The 14,751-nt window shown below is 39.0% G+C and carries 17 protein-coding genes; 3 read left to right on the forward strand and 14 right to left on the reverse strand.

What is annotated here, in order from left to right; translation table 11 throughout:
- Positions 1-30 precede the first annotated feature (30 nt).
- Positions 31-1,011, reverse strand: a complete 981-nt coding sequence (gene pheS / locus ACLBWE_RS08875; protein WP_003655056.1) for a phenylalanine--tRNA ligase subunit alpha — start codon at positions 1,009-1,011, stop codon at positions 31-33.
- 157 nt (positions 1,012-1,168) lie between these two features.
- On the opposite strand from pheS, the gene ACLBWE_RS08880 reads away from it, so the two are divergent.
- The gene (locus tag ACLBWE_RS08880) at positions 1,169-2,161 is read left to right on the forward strand and encodes a hypothetical protein (protein ID WP_447602712.1); all 993 of its coding nucleotides are present in this window, start codon (positions 1,169-1,171) and stop codon (positions 2,159-2,161) included.
- 6 nt (positions 2,162-2,167) lie between these two features.
- Here the strand turns inward: ACLBWE_RS08880 and ACLBWE_RS08885 are convergent, their stop codons facing one another.
- The 4 genes from ACLBWE_RS08885 to rpmI all read right to left on the reverse strand — a co-directional run bounded on the left by ACLBWE_RS08885 (position 2,168) and on the right by rpmI (position 3,940).
- Positions 2,168-2,671, reverse strand: a complete 504-nt coding sequence (locus ACLBWE_RS08885; RefSeq protein WP_447602409.1) for a GNAT family N-acetyltransferase — start codon at positions 2,669-2,671, stop codon at positions 2,168-2,170.
- Positions 2,672-2,727: 56 nt separating this feature from the next.
- Positions 2,728-3,285 (reverse strand): NADAR family protein, encoded by a 558-nt coding sequence (locus ACLBWE_RS08890; RefSeq protein ID WP_447602411.1) that lies wholly within the window; start codon positions 3,283-3,285, stop codon positions 2,728-2,730.
- A gap of 89 nt (positions 3,286-3,374) precedes the next feature.
- Entirely contained in the window at positions 3,375-3,734 is a 360-nt protein-coding gene (rplT, locus tag ACLBWE_RS08895; protein WP_000124858.1) for a 50S ribosomal protein L20, read from the reverse strand.
- Positions 3,735-3,745: 11 nt separating this feature from the next.
- The gene (gene rpmI / locus ACLBWE_RS08900; RefSeq protein ID WP_003655048.1) at positions 3,746-3,940 is read right to left on the reverse strand and encodes a 50S ribosomal protein L35; all 195 of its coding nucleotides are present in this window, start codon (positions 3,938-3,940) and stop codon (positions 3,746-3,748) included.
- A 236-nt stretch (positions 3,941-4,176) separates the two neighbouring features.
- On the opposite strand from rpmI, the gene nreB reads away from it, so the two are divergent.
- Positions 4,177-5,430 (forward strand): nickel resistance MFS transporter NreB, encoded by a 1,254-nt coding sequence (nreB, locus tag ACLBWE_RS08905; RefSeq protein WP_426455911.1) that lies wholly within the window; start codon positions 4,177-4,179, stop codon positions 5,428-5,430.
- A 42-nt stretch (positions 5,431-5,472) separates the two neighbouring features.
- Here nreB and ACLBWE_RS08910 read toward each other — a convergent pair whose 3' ends face one another.
- The 4 genes from ACLBWE_RS08910 to thrS form a co-directional block, all read right to left on the reverse strand.
- Positions 5,473-5,901: a YqaA family protein gene (locus ACLBWE_RS08910; protein WP_080026317.1), complete on the reverse strand. Its 429-nt coding sequence runs from the start codon at positions 5,899-5,901 to the stop codon at positions 5,473-5,475.
- Between the two features lie 57 nt (positions 5,902-5,958).
- On the reverse strand, positions 5,959-6,579 hold the full coding sequence (locus tag ACLBWE_RS08915) for a glutathione S-transferase N-terminal domain-containing protein (protein WP_447602416.1): 621 nt from the start codon (positions 6,577-6,579) through the stop codon (positions 5,959-5,961).
- A 228-nt stretch (positions 6,580-6,807) separates the two neighbouring features.
- Positions 6,808-7,359, reverse strand: a complete 552-nt coding sequence (gene infC, locus ACLBWE_RS08920) for a translation initiation factor IF-3 (protein ID WP_080026316.1) — start codon at positions 7,357-7,359, stop codon at positions 6,808-6,810.
- Between the two features lie 5 nt (positions 7,360-7,364).
- On the reverse strand, positions 7,365-9,287 hold the full coding sequence (thrS, locus tag ACLBWE_RS08925; protein ID WP_003655037.1) for a threonine--tRNA ligase: 1,923 nt from the start codon (positions 9,285-9,287) through the stop codon (positions 7,365-7,367).
- Between the two features lie 394 nt (positions 9,288-9,681).
- Between thrS and ACLBWE_RS08930 the strand changes: the two genes are divergently transcribed.
- Complete coding sequence (locus ACLBWE_RS08930; RefSeq protein WP_447602419.1) at positions 9,682-11,319, forward strand: acyl-CoA synthetase; 1,638 nt, start codon at positions 9,682-9,684, stop codon at positions 11,317-11,319.
- A gap of 47 nt (positions 11,320-11,366) precedes the next feature.
- On the opposite strand, the gene yjgA is transcribed toward ACLBWE_RS08930, so the two are convergent.
- From yjgA to panB, 5 genes are read right to left on the reverse strand one after another with little or no spacing between them, the layout of a single operon-like run.
- Complete coding sequence (yjgA, locus tag ACLBWE_RS08935; RefSeq protein ID WP_003655034.1) at positions 11,367-11,903, reverse strand: ribosome biogenesis factor YjgA; 537 nt, start codon at positions 11,901-11,903, stop codon at positions 11,367-11,369.
- A gap of 2 nt (positions 11,904-11,905) precedes the next feature.
- Positions 11,906-12,175 (reverse strand): HPr family phosphocarrier protein, encoded by a 270-nt coding sequence (locus ACLBWE_RS08940; protein ID WP_013198928.1) that lies wholly within the window; start codon positions 12,173-12,175, stop codon positions 11,906-11,908.
- Positions 12,172-13,023, reverse strand: a complete 852-nt coding sequence (gene rapZ / locus ACLBWE_RS08945) for an RNase adapter RapZ (RefSeq protein WP_003655028.1) — start codon at positions 13,021-13,023, stop codon at positions 12,172-12,174. Before rapZ ends, ACLBWE_RS08940 begins: the two co-directional genes overlap by 4 nt.
- 23 nt (positions 13,024-13,046) lie before the next feature.
- Complete coding sequence (panC, locus tag ACLBWE_RS08950) at positions 13,047-13,895, reverse strand: pantoate--beta-alanine ligase (protein WP_416659164.1); 849 nt, start codon at positions 13,893-13,895, stop codon at positions 13,047-13,049.
- 3 nt (positions 13,896-13,898) lie between these two features.
- On the reverse strand, positions 13,899-14,708 hold the full coding sequence (gene panB, locus ACLBWE_RS08955) for a 3-methyl-2-oxobutanoate hydroxymethyltransferase (RefSeq protein ID WP_003655024.1): 810 nt from the start codon (positions 14,706-14,708) through the stop codon (positions 13,899-13,901).
- Positions 14,709-14,751: the final 43 nt, after the last annotated feature.

The raw sequence follows: 14,751 nt of genomic DNA on the forward strand, positions 1-14,751 counted from the left end.
TTATAAACCTTTTTTAATCCTGAAAAACTGTTAGGCAAATTGGCGTAAGAAACGCACATCATTTTGATAGAACATACGCAAGTCATTAATGCCATAACGCAACATTGCAAAACGCTCTACCCCTAAACCAAAAGCAAAGCCTTTGTATTTATCAGGATCAATACCAGCAGCACGTAATACATTTGGATGTACCATGCCACAGCCTAAAACTTCTAACCAACGGCCACGTTCATCCATAATATCTACTTCCGCACTTGGTTCAGTAAACGGGAAATATGATGGGCGGAAACGTACCTTTAAATCTTTTTCAAAAAATTCATTAAGCAGATTAATCAATAAACCTTTTAACTCAGCAAAGCTGGTGTTCTCTGCAACGTATAGACCTTCGATCTGATGGAACATAGGTGAATGCGTTTGATCTGAGTCACAACGATAAACACGCCCAGGACATACAATACGAATTGGTGGCTCACTTGTTTCCATTGTACGAATCTGTACACCAGACGTATGCGTACGCAGTAAATGAGTGGCATCAAAATAGAAAGTATCGTGCATAGCACGCGCTGGATGGTGACCAGGAATATTTAATGCTTCAAAATTATGATAGTCATCTTCAACTTCTGGACCAGTCGCGACTGTAAAACCAGCTTTAGTGAAGAACTGACAAATTCTTTCTTGTACTTGGGTAACAGGATGGACTGTACCAACACGCTGACCGCGGCCCGGCAAAGTAATATCAATCGTTTCACTTGCTAGCTTTTGCTCAAGTGCTGCCTGCTGTAATGCTGCTTGACGTTCTGTTAAAGCAGTATTAATTGTTTCTCGAACAGCATGAATCGCAGCACCTTGTACTTTGCGTTCTTCAGGGTCCATTTTCCCTAATGCTTTCGATTGTTCTGCAAGCTGGCTTTTTTTCCCTGTAAATTGCACACGTACCTGATCAAGTGCAACAAGGTCTTGAGCTGCTGCAATGGCAGCAAGCGCTTCTGTGGTCAGGGCTTCCAGTGACATATTAACTCTCAAAGCAACAAATTAAAAAATATAATAAAACACTGCATTCTAACAGTTTTTCATCGAATTGATGAAGTTTATCCATCATGAAAAATGTATTAGGCAACAAAAAGATAAAACGTATAAGATAATAGCATCGTCAATGAGATCAACTATTATGGCGCTCAATCAAATTTGGAAACAACAACTTACGCTTGTGACGTATGGTAATGAATACCTCCGCCAGAATTTAAGCTTTACCCAATGGCGACAACATCATATTTTTGATCACCATAGTTTTCAATTTCGTGACTTAGCTTCTCAGCATTTGCTTGCGCAACACTTTCAAGTTTGGTTGGAAGCTTTAAAAAAACAAGGCACCACTCAGCTTAGCTTACATTTATCAAGCCTTCTAAATGAAGAGCAAAATCCAAACAGCAATGTTGAGCTTTTACCTTATACTCATTTTATTGTGAGCCATGAAAATAATAAGAAATTTGCATGGATTTTCGGCCAAGAACTTGCTGAATGGTATAACAATGACAATGAGTTTGAAGCCCCTCCTTCACAAACCTGCGAACTTCGTTTAGAAACTTTCTGGCGTTTTGAACTAACTGAAAAATTATCAAAAAAAATTGAAGCAGATTTAAAAAATCCGCCATGGCAAGAAATAGCAGACTTTATGGATAGTGAATTATTTCGTAGTAAATATGCAGCAGGTTTTGAAGAACCAGAGTTTCAAAAAGCTTATTTTGATGGTACAAACATTACGAGCCAAGCACCAAAACTTGCTTTAATTCCAGAAAATTATCCTGCAGATTATGCTCACCAGCTTTTATCTCGTACTCAAGCATTAACCAACTATTTAGAACAAAAGAAGCGACTTGCAAATGATCCTTTAGGAGAAGAGCTAGACCAAGAACAACTCATTAATTTAAGAAATTTCACGCAAAAAACTGATGATTTGTTTGCCAAGCTTATTGTTAAGACTGCTAATCACTACCAAACAGCTCAAATAATTCCAGTCGTTAAGGCTTCTCCGTTCGAGCAATCAAATGAAAATCCACAACATTTGAAATCTCACCACCATAAAGGCACTGGTTCAGGCGTTATTAAGCTGATTGTTTTAACGATTATTATTTGTGCTTTGGCTTATTATTTTGGCCTTTAATCAAGATTACAGTTCCCATTGATAAAGTAATTCTGTTATTTCGAAGCCGAACTCAGGTAGTTCGGCTTCGCCAATTATTTTGGCTCCCATTTTTTCATAGAAGAAACGACTCGGATTTTTGTTAAAGACTTCTAAACGAATAAAAGCGTAACCCTGATTTAATGCACATTTATAGAATTTTTGAAATAACTCACGGCCTATACCTTGCCTTTGAATTTCTTTCAAAAGATAAAAGGCAAGAATTTCAGCAATATTATTCTCTGGGTTAAGATAACCATCGAGAAAGCCTTTTACCATTCCATGTTCAGTATAAATAAATAACTTATGATCAGGGCTTTTGGTTATTTCTTTCCATAGTAGCTCCTTATCTAGTACTTTAAGCTCATCCAATATTTCTTGCTTAAGCATACCTGTATAGGTTTCTTTCCAACACTGTACATGCACTTCTGCAATAGATAATGAATCCTTAAAAGTGGCTATACGAATTTCTCTTTCATTTAATGATTTCAATTCGTTCCCCGCACATCATTACTTTTTAAAGTTAAGTATCATTTTTTAATACAAATTTATTGAGTTAAAAGCTGCTCCCGAACATGCATTAAAGCAAAGCCCAATAAATTTAAACCTTGCCATTGAGATGGGTCTTGAATATGTAAATGATCTTGCGCCATACCAATTCCCCAAATTTTATCTACTGGAGATGCTTCAACCAAAATACGATCTTTCGTAGCTAATAAGAATTCTTTCAATTCAGGATGCTGAGAGAATTTAGCAAAGTTCGCCTGCACCACGATATCAAAACGTTTTTCTTGCCATATCTTTTCATCATAATTGCGCACTTTACGACCTAGTTGTTTTGCTTCATTCGGATGTTTAACTTGCAAGATCTGTGCAAAGATTTGCTCATCATTAAATAATTTTGCTTTTTGCGCCATCATATAGTGCTCAGCAGTAAAGTATTCAATACCTTCATCTTTAAATTGCACTGGATACCACTGACTAAAACAACTCTTATCAATAAGATCAGCTTGCTTAGGAGTATGCCCCCAAAAATATAAATATTTAAACTGATCACCTTTTTGCACTTTTTGAATTAAGTCATCTAAAAATTTTTCATCTTTCATAATTTATCTCTGGTTATTATCTTTTTTAAAACAGAACCACTAAAAATAAAAAAGACCGCTAAAAAGCGGCCTTTTTTGAATCTCTAAGCTTATGCAGCTAATGCGCCTTTAGCTTTTTCAGCTAAAGCAGCAAATGCTACTGCATCATGCATAGCGATGTCAGCTAATACGCGACGGTCGATGATCACTTGAGCTTTTTTCAAGCCATCGATCATACGGCTGTAAGACAAACCGTTTTGACGAGCACCAGCATTGATACGCGCAATCCATAAAGCACGGAATTGACGTTTCTTTTGACGGCGGTCACGATAAGCGTATTGACCAGCTTTGATTACCGCTTGGAACGCTACGCGGTAAACGCGTGAACGAGCACCATAGTAACCTTTAGCGCGAGCAAGAATTTTTTTGTGACGACGATGAGCCACTACACCACGTTTTACACGAGCCATTTATAATCTCCTTAGATGTATGGGCACATACGACGAACTGAGTTCACGTCAGAAACATGAACCATTACACAGCCGCGTAATTGACGGATACGTTTAGCAGATTTTTTGGTCAAAATGTGGCGCTTAAATGCTTGTTTGCGCTTAAAACCGTGTGCAGTCGCCTTGAAGCGTTTAGCAGCACCGCGGCGAGTTTTCATCTTAGGCATAACAACCTCTTTTGAACACCTGTTCGGAACGTTTGCACCATTGCAAAAACGACCTGCAGGTAAGGGAGCCGATATTCTAAAGCATCCCAGCTTAAAACAAAAGTAAAATGCTCATTTTTTGATATTAAATTGTCTATTTTATATAAACGTTATTTTCTATAATCAATTATCAAATTACGAGAAAACCCATAAAATCATCCTCTATAATAAGTACAATCGCTTAAATTCAAAAGAATATGAATATACAAAATGATGCTTTCGCTGCATTACGGTATCGAGATTTCTCTATCGTTACGATCAATCAATTTTGCTTAACGCTCGCAATTTTGATTCAAGAAATTATTGTTGCCTACTCATTATATCAAATCACCAAAGATCCACTGACCTTAGGTTTAATCGGACTCGCAGAAGCAATTCCATTTATTGCCCTTTCTCTTTGGGGAGGTTATTTCGCAGATAGGTTTAATAAACAGCTCATTATGAAAATCTGTTTATTTTTCTCGGTTCCTCTTCCCTTGGTTTTATGGTTACTTTTCCACTTACATGGTTTAGGGCATATCAGTGTTAGCTTCCTTTCTTGGGGCATTTATGCTGTTATTTTTGGTTTAGGAACAATCCGCGGTTTCTACAACCCTTCTGCAACATCTTTAAAACCATTTTTAATTCCACGCGAACTCTATGCAAATGGTGCGACATGGACAACGATTGGCTGGCAAAGTGGTGTAATTATCGGCCCAATGCTTGGTGGTTTTATGCTTGCTTATTTAGGACGGGAAACTAGCCTATTTAGTGTCGCTGCTTTACTCGCTATTTGCTTTATTCTAATTAACTTATTGCATAAACGTAGTTTCCCTAAAATTGAAACTGACAATATTTTAGAAAGCTTAGGAGACGGTTTCCGTTTTATCTGGAAAACCAAAATTGTTCTTTGGGCAATTTCTCTTGATTTAGCTTCTGTTTTATTTGGGGGTGTCATCGCGTTATTACCCATTTTTGCAGAAGATATATTAAAAGTCGGTCCTGAAGGGCTTGGATATTTACGTGCGGCTCCATCTATTGGTGCGCTTGTTACCATGATTGCCTTAACCCGCTTCCCTCCTACTCAACATGCATGGCGTAACATGTTACTTGCTGTAGCAGGTTTTGGAATATTCACCATTTTATTCGCCTTCTCGAACAATATGTGGTTATCTCTCTTTGCGCTTGCTATGACAGGCGCATGTGACAGTATTTCTGTGGTTGTAAGACAAACTATTTTGCAAATTTTCCCACCAGAAAATATGCGGGGACGCGTAGCCGCTGTAAATGGTATGTTTGTGTCTTCGAGTAATGAATTAGGAGCTTTTGAGTCAGGCTTAGCAGCTAAATATTTGGGAACTATTACAGCGACTATTTTCGGAGGCTGTATGACGCTTGTTGTTGTGACTTTCTGTTGGCTCAAAACGAATGATCTATTTAAAGTAGACATTACCAAAAGCTCAGAAGACTAAATACTTATTTATAATTCAAGCATCTTCGGATGCTTTTTTATTTTAAATAAAACCCATTACTACCCAGTAAATAAACAGATAACGCCCTGCTTTAGCAATAAGGACTATACCAAGGAAGCGCCAAAAATTTTCTTTGAACAGCCCAGCAACTAAAGTAATGGGATCGCCAATAATAGGCGTCCAACTCAAAAGTAAGGAGTAAAATCCATATTTATGGTAAAAGCTCTGCGCTTGTTGTAAACGCTTTTCAGAAACTGGAAACCACTTACGATGTTTAAATTGTTCTATCTTTAGGCCTAGCCACCAATTAACGCAAGAACCCAATACATTACCCAAAGTAGCTATGCTAATTAAAAGCAAAGCTGAATATTGCCCCTTTAATAATAAGGTTACCAATACCGCTTCAGACTGTAGAGGTAGTAATGTCGCAGCGCCAAAAGCACTAATAAAAAGCAAAAAGTAACTCAGCATAATCAATCACACCAAATGACTTTTTGCTTCAAGTATTCACTAAATCCAAGCAAGAAATTAGGCCACTTTAATCGATAGTGCTTTCTGAACTGCGGGCCGTGCTGTTAAACGTACAATATATTCTTGTACGTATGGATAGTCTTCAATCTGAATACTTTGCCATTCATAACGTAAAATCCAAGGTAAAATTGCCATATCCGCAATAGAGTATTCACCAGCGACAAACTTCTGACCAATGAGTTGTTTGTTAAGTACACTATATAAGCGTTTAGTCTCATTCACATAGCGGTCTATCGCATAGGGGATTTTTTCTGGGGCAAAACGATTGAAATGATGATTTTGCCCAAGCATAGGCCCTAAACCACCCATTTGCCACATGAGCCATTGCTCGACTTCAACTCGCTCTTGCTCATCAGTTGGATAAAATAATCCAGTTTTTCTACCTAAATATTGCAAGATAGCGCCTGACTCAAATATAGAAATTGGCTCACCACGGGGTCCATCTTGATCAACAATCGCAGGAATTTTATTATTTGGGGAAATTCTCAGGAAGTCTGGTTGAAATTGATCATTTTCTAAAATATTGATTGGATAAAGAGTGTAATCCAGTCCCATTTCTTCTAAGGCAATTGTGATTTTATGTCCATTGGGAGTTCCCCAATAATATAGATCAATCATTCTATTTTCCTATTCATCATTATCATGACTGCGTCTTGGTTTATATCATGTTTTAAGAAAGACTATGAGATTTCCAACACCAAAAAACACATAAAATTCGAGAATTGAATTTCATAGAAAAATATATTGATTGTCTTAAATGAAACTGAATAGAGAAAAATTAAATCATCTTTTTTATTTGTATTTAGTTATAAAAAAGCACTGCTTTTGCAGTGCTTTTTTTGAGTATTACTTTTTCTTTTTCGGTCCAAGTAACATACCCATTTGACGGCCTTCCATTTTTGGTGCTTGTTCCACAACCCCAAACTCAGCTACATCAACTTCAATTTTTTGCAATTGAGCTAAGCCAAGCTGTTGGTGAGCCATTTCACGACCACGGAAACGTAAAGTAATCTTTACTTTGTTTCCTTCTTCAAGGAATTTCAAAATAGCACGAAGCTTAACTTGATAATCACCAACATCAGTTGCAGGGCGCAGTTTGATTTCCTTCACTTGCACTTGATGCTGTTTTTTCTTCGCATCTTTTTGCTTCTGCTTCAGGTCAAACAAGTGCTTGTTGTAATCCATAATTTTACAAACAGGCGGCTCGGCGTTTGCAACGATCTCAACAAGATCAAGTTCAACCTCTTCAGCAGCACGCAGTGCTTCACTTAATGAAACAATTCCTTTTTGCTCACCTTCAGCACCGACGAGGCGTACTTCTTTTGCACGGATCTCATCATTAATTGCTGGACGGTTGCTTTTTGCACCTTGTTGTTGGTTACGGTCAGGCTGTTTAATCTTTCTTACTCCACAATATACCGGCCACGTTCGGCGACGGCAGACTTCACTAAGTCAATGAATGCATCTACTGACATAGTACCTAAATTTTTTCCTGAGCGGGTACGTACATTCACTGTACCTTCTTCAACTTCTCGATCACCAAGAACTAACAAGTAAGGAATACGCTCTAGAGTACGCTCACGAATCTTAAATCCGATTTTTTCATTTCTCAAGTCAGAAATGGCACGAAGACCATTTTCTTTGAGTTTTGCTACGACTTTCTCACAAGCTTCAGCTTGAGAGTCCGTGATATTCATGACACATGCTTGTAACGGTGACAACCAAGGTGGCATGAAACCAGCGTAGTGTTCAATTAGTATACCAATAAAACGCTCAAAACTGCCAAGAATTGCACGATGCAACATAACAGGCTGATCACGATCATTGTCTTCAGTCACATAAGACGCATCTAAACGTTCTGGTAAGTTGAAGTCACACTGAATAGTACCACATTGCCATACACGTCCGAGACAGTCTTTCAATGAGAATTCAATTTTCGGACCGTAGAACGCACCTTCACCAGGTTGTAATTCCCATTCTAACCCTGCTGCATCTAAAGCATCTGCTAAAGATTTCTCAGCCATATCCCAAAGTGCATCATCACCCACACGTTTTTCTGGACGTGTAGAAAGTTTCATTTGCACTTCTTCAAAGCCAAAATCTTTATAAACATCAAGCGTCAGTTTAATAAAATCTGCAACTTCTTGACCGATTTGTTCTTTAGTACAGAAGATATGTGCGTCATCTTGTGTAAAGCCACGTACACGCATAATGCCGTGTAAAGAACCAGATGGTTCGTTACGATGACAAGAACCGAACTCTGCTAAACGAATTGGCAAATCACGGTAAGACTTCAAACCTTGGTTGAAAACTTGCACGTGACATGGGCAGTTCATTGGTTTTACAGCATAGTTACGACTTTCTGAATGAGTCGTAAACATATTGTCTGCATAGTTCGCTGCATGACCTGATTTTTCCCAAAGCGTAAAGTCTACGATTTGTGGTGTTTTAATCTCAAGGTAACCATTGTCTTGCTGAACTTTACGCATGTATTGTTCAAGAACTTGGTAAATCGTCCAACCGTTTGGATGCCAGAACACCATACCTGGTGCTTCTTCTTGCATATGGAACAAGTCTAGAGCTTTACCAATTTTACGGTGGTCGCGCTTTTCAGCTTCTTCAATACGTTTGATGTATGCAGCAAGCTGTTTCTTATCAGCCCATGCAGTACCATAAATACGTTGAAGCTGTTCGTTCTTCGCATCACCACGCCAGTAAGCGCCAGAGATTTTTGTCAGCTTAAACGATTTTAAAAATTTAGTGTTCGGTACGTGTGGACCACGACACATATCTAAATAATCTTGATGGTAGTACAAGCCCATTTGTGTTTCTTCAGGCATGTCTGCAATCAAGCGTAATTTGTATTCTTCGCCACGTGCAGTAAATTCAGCAATGACTTCATCACGTGGTGTCATTTTTTTAACGACATCGTAATCTTGATCGATGAGCTTTTTCATGCGCTCTTCGACAGCTGCCATATCGTCTAATGTAAAAGGACGTGGCATCCAGATGTCGTAGTAAAAACCTTCTTCAATGACTGGACCAATCACCATCTTGGCTTCAGGGAAAAGCTGTTTAACAGCATGTCCGACAAGGTGTGCACAAGAATGGCGAATAATTTCAAGACCTTCTTCATCTTTTGGAGTGATAATTTGTAAGGTCGAATCTTCTGTAATTAAGTCACATGCATCAACTAAGCGATCATTCACACGTCCAGCAACAGTATTTTTTGCTAGACCAGGCCCGATACTTTGGGCAACTTCCATAACAGATACAGCGTGATCAAAATTCTTTTGATCGCCATTTGGCAATGTGATAATTGGCATAAAAAAATCCTTAAGGAGTGATGCCCTATACGAAGGAGCATTTCACCGCGAGATTATGATCGAGGCGAACCTCAAAATATAAAAACGGTGTAAATCAAAATTAAAAAAACCTCAAAGATTTTACACTTGTTCAAGCAAAGTGAAAACCTTTGAGCCCATAAAATCATAAATACATTTTGCTTATCAGGTAAACAGCAATAAATGACTTAAAAACATATTGAGATGATTTTTTAAACATGTTCAACACAAGTGGTTTAAGATGAAGAAAATAGCATTTCTGCTCATTTTCTGACTGGAGGGTATTTCCCTTTAAGACTAAAGCATAGATGCTTTGCTGAGTATTAAGTCATATTTTCAAAGAATGAATTAAAAATAGAACACGGAGTTGTTTCACATGGTTAGTGCTTATGATGAATTGCCACGCACACCCGCAAACTTTGTTGCGTTATCGCCTCTACGCTACCTAGAGCGTGCAGCTTATATTTATCCAAATCACGCTTCGATTATTCACGGTAAACGCCAAATTTCATGGAAAGAAACTTACCAACGTTGTTGCCAGTTTGCTTCTCAGCTCAAACAACTGGGAATTGGTAAAAATGATACGGTATCAGTTTTATTGCCTAATGTGCCAGCGATGATCGAAGCACATTTTGCAGTACCGATGACCGGAGCTGTGCTCAATACGCTCAATACACGCTTAGATGCAAAAACAATAGCTTTCATGTTAGAACATGCTGAAACCAAAGTGCTTTTGGTTGACCCTGAATTTGTTAATCTGGCAAGAGAAGCCCTCTCTCTTATTCCTGACCAACACATTATTGTGATTGATGTAGCTGATGATGAATATGAGGGAGAGAATCAGTTTATTGGCTCTTTTGAATATGAAGAATGGATAGCTCAAGGCGACATTAATTTTGTATGGCACTTACCAGATGATGAGTGGGATGCAATTAGCTTAAGCTACACTTCAGGCACAACAGGTAATCCTAAAGGCGTTGTTTATCATCATCGGGGTGCTTATTTAAACGCTGCAAGTAACATATTGGCCTGCGGAATGAAACCTCGCGCTGTGTATTTATGGACATTGCCTCTCTTTCATTGTAATGGTTGGTGTTTTGCATGGAGTATTGCAGCTAGTGGTGGAACCAATATTTGTTTGCGCAAGGTCGACCCAGAATTAGTCATGCAACTCATTGCAAAACATAAAGTTGATTATTTCTGTGGTGCCCCTATTGTTCTTTCAATGATTATTAACTTACCTAAAGAAAAGCAAACTAACTTTGATCACCATGTTGAAGTAATGGTTGCCGGAGCCGCTCCTCCAGTTGCTATTATTGAAGGTATGCGCAATATGGGAATTAATGTAAACCATGTTTATGGTTTAACTGAAACTTACGGGCCTTCTGCCTTGTGCGCTTCGCAATCAGGATGGAATGAGCTATCAATTGCCGAACAAGCCCAACTTCATTCCCGTCAAGGCGTACCCTATCCGTTACAAGACAGTATGCGTGTATTAGACCCAGAAACTATGCAACCTGTACCGAATGATGGTCAAACCATGGGAGAAATCATGTTCCGTGGCAATATTGTCATGAAAGGCTATTTAAAGAACCCTAAAGCAACTCAAGAAGCCTTTGCTGGTGGATGGTTCCATACAGGGGACTTAGCCGTTTGCCATCCCGATGGTTATGCAAAAATTACTGATCGCTCGAAAGACATTATTATCTCAGGTGGAGAAAATATTTCATCTTTAGAAGTAGAAGATGTGTTGTACAGGCATCCAGCTGTTTTAACTGCTGCGGTCGTTGCTAAACCCGATGCCCGTTGGCAAGAAGTACCCTGCGCATTTATTGAATTAAAAATGGGTGCTACAGCAACACCTGAAGAAATTATTGCACATTGCCAAAAAGAGTTAGCACGCTTTAAAGTTCCTAAAGATGTGGTCATTACAGAAATTCCAAAAACATCGACCGGCAAATTACAGAAGTTTATTTTGCGGGAATGGGCAAAAGAACGTGCTGAAAATATATAAATAAAAAAAGCGACGCCTTGAGCGTCGCTTTTTTTATTTAAGTGCATTTAGCCTTGATCAGACAATAATGCAATTTGCTGTACATAGTTAACAAATTTAACTTTTGATGCCTCGATATCTGCTTCACTCGCCTGTTGAGTTTTATCACGGTTGATTCTCAACACATGCTGACGCAAGGTGTGACGTTCCGATGCATTATAAATTTTACTAAATTCAGTAATTGCAGGATCACCCTGTTCAATCATGCGGTCAACCCAACGCATTAATTGAGCCTGTCTTTTTGCGCCTTGCTGCGGGGTTAAATAAGACAAAATAATGGTCTCATCTTCATTGCGCAATAACTTACCAATACGTTGAAATTGGCGACGACGTGCTTCAAAAGAACTAATGTTCTGCACTTCCATTAAAGCATCAATTAAACGCTCATCAACTGGAAGTTTCTGAATTTGTTTAATAGAAAGTTGTGCGAGTTGCTCACCTAAAGCAGCCATGCGTTGCACTGCTTTTTTCTGTTCGGTTTTACTTGCACGTCCTTCTAAAGAACCAAAATCTTCTTCACTATAACGTTGGGAACCACGTGCCACGATTAATCTGCCTCATAAAATTTTGCTGCGAATAACGCCAGTACTTCATTTAATGCCTGTTCTTCGTCGGTACCATCAATGACCAATCGCAAAGTGGTCCCTTTACCTGCACCTAACATCAGCAAAGACATAATATTTTTTGCATCTACTAAATGATCGCCTTTCCCAATCTGGATCGACGAACGAAACTTTGTAGTGACCTCTATCAGTTTTCCTGATGCACGAGCATGTAAACCGAGTTTATTAATTACATCAACAGTTGTGTCTATCATGACCAGTGCTTCATTTCTCTGTGTAAGACCTGAACAGACCATTCTGCCTCAAGTGCTTGTTTTAGTCTATCTACGATATAAACCGAACGATGTTGACCTCCAGTGCAACCAATAGAAATCGTCATATAGTGACGATGTCCTTCAGCAAATGCTGGAAGCCATTTTTTTAAGAAGTGAAGAATATCATCAAACATTTCGTTTGCTTGTGGACTTGCTTCTAAAAATTGTCTTACTGGCTCATCCAAACCAGAAAAACGTCTTAATTCTAAATCCCAATGCGGATTTGGTAAATGCCGTACATCAAAAACATAATCGGCATCTAAAGGAATGCCGTGTTTATATCCAAAGGACTGCAATATGACAATAAGCTTATCCGACTGCCCCAATTTAGACAGTAAAATATGCTTTAAATCATGAACGCTTTTATCCGTTGTATCAATATGAACCGTCGCGCGGAACTGAATTGGAAGCAGTAACTGCTTTTCTTCATGAATACATTGCAACAGACTTTTAAAACGGTTGGCTAATGGATGTGGGCGACGCGATGCACTGAAACGCGCAATCAGATCCTGATCTTGCGTAGTAAGGTAAATAACATCAACCGTCCCATGTCTTTGTAATTGCTCAAAAACATGATCGAACTCTTGCATATCTGCCCGAGTACTTCTTACATCCACACCTAAAGCTAATTGCTCTAGGTTATTTTCATGATCTAGCTTTGCCACAATTTCAGGCAGCAATGCCAAAGGCAAATTATCAATACAGTAATAGCCCAAATCTTCTAATACTTGAAGGGCTGAAGATTTTCCTGAACCAGACTGTCCTGTCACGATAAGTATACGCTTCATGGCATGGCTGTCCTTTGATCTATTTATTGGGGTGTAAAGGCAACTTCTAAATTGTCAATCAAACGGGTTGCACCCAGTTTTGCCGCGACAAATAACACAATATCACGATCAAATTGAGTAGCAGGTAACAGATTTGTCTGACGAGCTTCGACATAATCCACAACAAAACCATTATCTGTCAACTGAGTTTTGATATCTTCTATAACTTGTTGCAAATCTTTACCTTGATGTAACTGTTGCTCAGCCTGCTTCAAACTTTGATAAATAACCGGAGCCACCTGACGGTGCTCATCGCTTAAATAACCATTTCTTGAGCTAAGTGCCAAGCCATCTGCTGCACGAACAATTGGCACACCAATCACTTCTAAAGGAATATTTAAATCTTGTACAAACTGGCGAATAACTGCTAACTGCTGGTAATCTTTTTGTCCAAAGAAAGCGTAGTTAGGTTGCACAATATTAAAGAGCTTAGTTACCACCAAAGCTACACCATCAAAGTGTCCTGGACGTGAACTACCACATAAAGCATCTGTAATCTGGTTTACACTGATGTTCGTTAAACGCGGTTGTGTACCGTACATTTGCTCAACTGATGGCGCAAAAATAATATCACAACCTACATCAGCCAATAGACGACTATCTTGTTCTAAAGTACGAGGATAGTTATCAAAATCTTCACCCGGTCCAAATTGAGTCGGATTTACGAAGATGCTCACAACCACAACATCACATAACTTTTTCGCTTCACGAACAAGTGTGAGATGTCCTTCATGTAGATTTCCCATTGTTGGGACAAAACCAATAATTTTACGTGCAGCTCTAGCAGGATTTAAAGAAGCTGCAAGACCTTGTATGGTGGTTTCTGTTTTCATGAATTACAGCTCAACGTGAAAAGTATGTTCTTTAGCAGGGAATGACTGATCAAGTACCGCAGCATGATAAGCTTTAAACGCATCTAAAATAGCAGTTTCACCTGATTGTTCTTTCATAAAGTTACGTACAAAGCGCGCAACTCGACCAAAAGTTAAACCTAACATATCTTGTACAACCAATACCTGACCATCGGTTGCATTACCTGCACCAATACCAATTACAGGTGTATTTGGGAATAATTCAGCAATTTCTTGTCCCAACTGAGCAGGTACACATTCAAGTAATAACACCGATGCACCCGCCTCAACTACTGCTGTACAATCAGCAATGAGTTGATCTGCCGCTTCACGTGTTCTCGCTTGTAATTTATAACCACCAAATACATGTACAGATTGAGGTGTTAAGCCTAAATGTACACAAACAGGCACGCCATTACGGGTTAAAACCTGCACGATTTCACTTAACCATGCACCGCCTTCGATTTTCACCATTTGAGCGCCAGCCTGCATGACTGTTCTTGAGTTCTGCAAAGCATCATTTAAGGTTGCATAACTCATGAATGGTAAGTCGGTCATAATCAATGCATGCTGATTACCACGACGAACCGCTGCCGTATGATAAGCCATATCTTCAACGGTGACTGGCAAAGTTGAATCTCGCCCTTGAATTGCCATTCCAAGAGAATCACCAATTAAGATTGTATCAACTTCAGCAAGTTCCATTGCTTTTGCCATGCTTGCATCGTAACAAGTCAGGCAAGAGAACTTGCGTCCTTCGGTTTTAAATTTTCTTAAGTCACTTAGACTAATCATGATGATATCCTCTACAGGAGTTCGCAGAACATAATGAATCGAG

This window comes from Acinetobacter sp. M5A5_2a (assembly GCF_053345265.1).

Excerpts from the sequence above, each read along its gene's own strand:
- ACLBWE_RS08930 (WP_447602419.1), top strand. The coding sequence starts at position 9,682 with ATGGTTAGTGCTTATGATGAATTGCCACGCACACCCGCAAACTTTGTT.
- ACLBWE_RS08880 (WP_447602712.1), top strand. The coding sequence starts at position 1,169 with ATGGCGCTCAATCAAATTTGGAAACAACAACTTACGCTTGTGACGTAT.
- rplT (WP_000124858.1), bottom strand. The coding sequence starts at position 3,734 with ATGGCTCGTGTAAAACGTGGTGTAGTGGCTCATCGTCGTCACAAAAAA.
- ACLBWE_RS08890 (WP_447602411.1), bottom strand. The coding sequence starts at position 3,285 with ATGAAAGATGAAAAATTTTTAGATGACTTAATTCAAAAAGTGCAAAAA.
- panC (WP_416659164.1), bottom strand. The coding sequence starts at position 13,895 with ATGAAAACAGAAACCACCATACAAGGTCTTGCAGCTTCTTTAAATCCT.
- rapZ (WP_003655028.1), bottom strand. The coding sequence starts at position 13,023 with ATGAAGCGTATACTTATCGTGACAGGACAGTCTGGTTCAGGAAAATCT.
- pheS (WP_003655056.1), bottom strand. The coding sequence starts at position 1,011 with ATGTCACTGGAAGCCCTGACCACAGAAGCGCTTGCTGCCATTGCAGCA.
- nreB (WP_426455911.1), top strand. The coding sequence starts at position 4,177 with ATGAATATACAAAATGATGCTTTCGCTGCATTACGGTATCGAGATTTC.
- rpmI (WP_003655048.1), bottom strand. The coding sequence starts at position 3,940 with ATGCCTAAGATGAAAACTCGCCGCGGTGCTGCTAAACGCTTCAAGGCG.
- ACLBWE_RS08940 (WP_013198928.1), bottom strand. The coding sequence starts at position 12,175 with ATGATAGACACAACTGTTGATGTAATTAATAAACTCGGTTTACATGCT.
- thrS (WP_003655037.1), bottom strand. The coding sequence starts at position 9,287 with ATGCCAATTATCACATTGCCAAATGGCGATCAAAAGAATTTTGATCAC.
- panB (WP_003655024.1), bottom strand. The coding sequence starts at position 14,708 with ATGATTAGTCTAAGTGACTTAAGAAAATTTAAAACCGAAGGACGCAAG.
- ACLBWE_RS08910 (WP_080026317.1), bottom strand. The coding sequence starts at position 5,901 with ATGCTGAGTTACTTTTTGCTTTTTATTAGTGCTTTTGGCGCTGCGACA.
- ACLBWE_RS08915 (WP_447602416.1), bottom strand. The coding sequence starts at position 6,579 with ATGATTGATCTATATTATTGGGGAACTCCCAATGGACATAAAATCACA.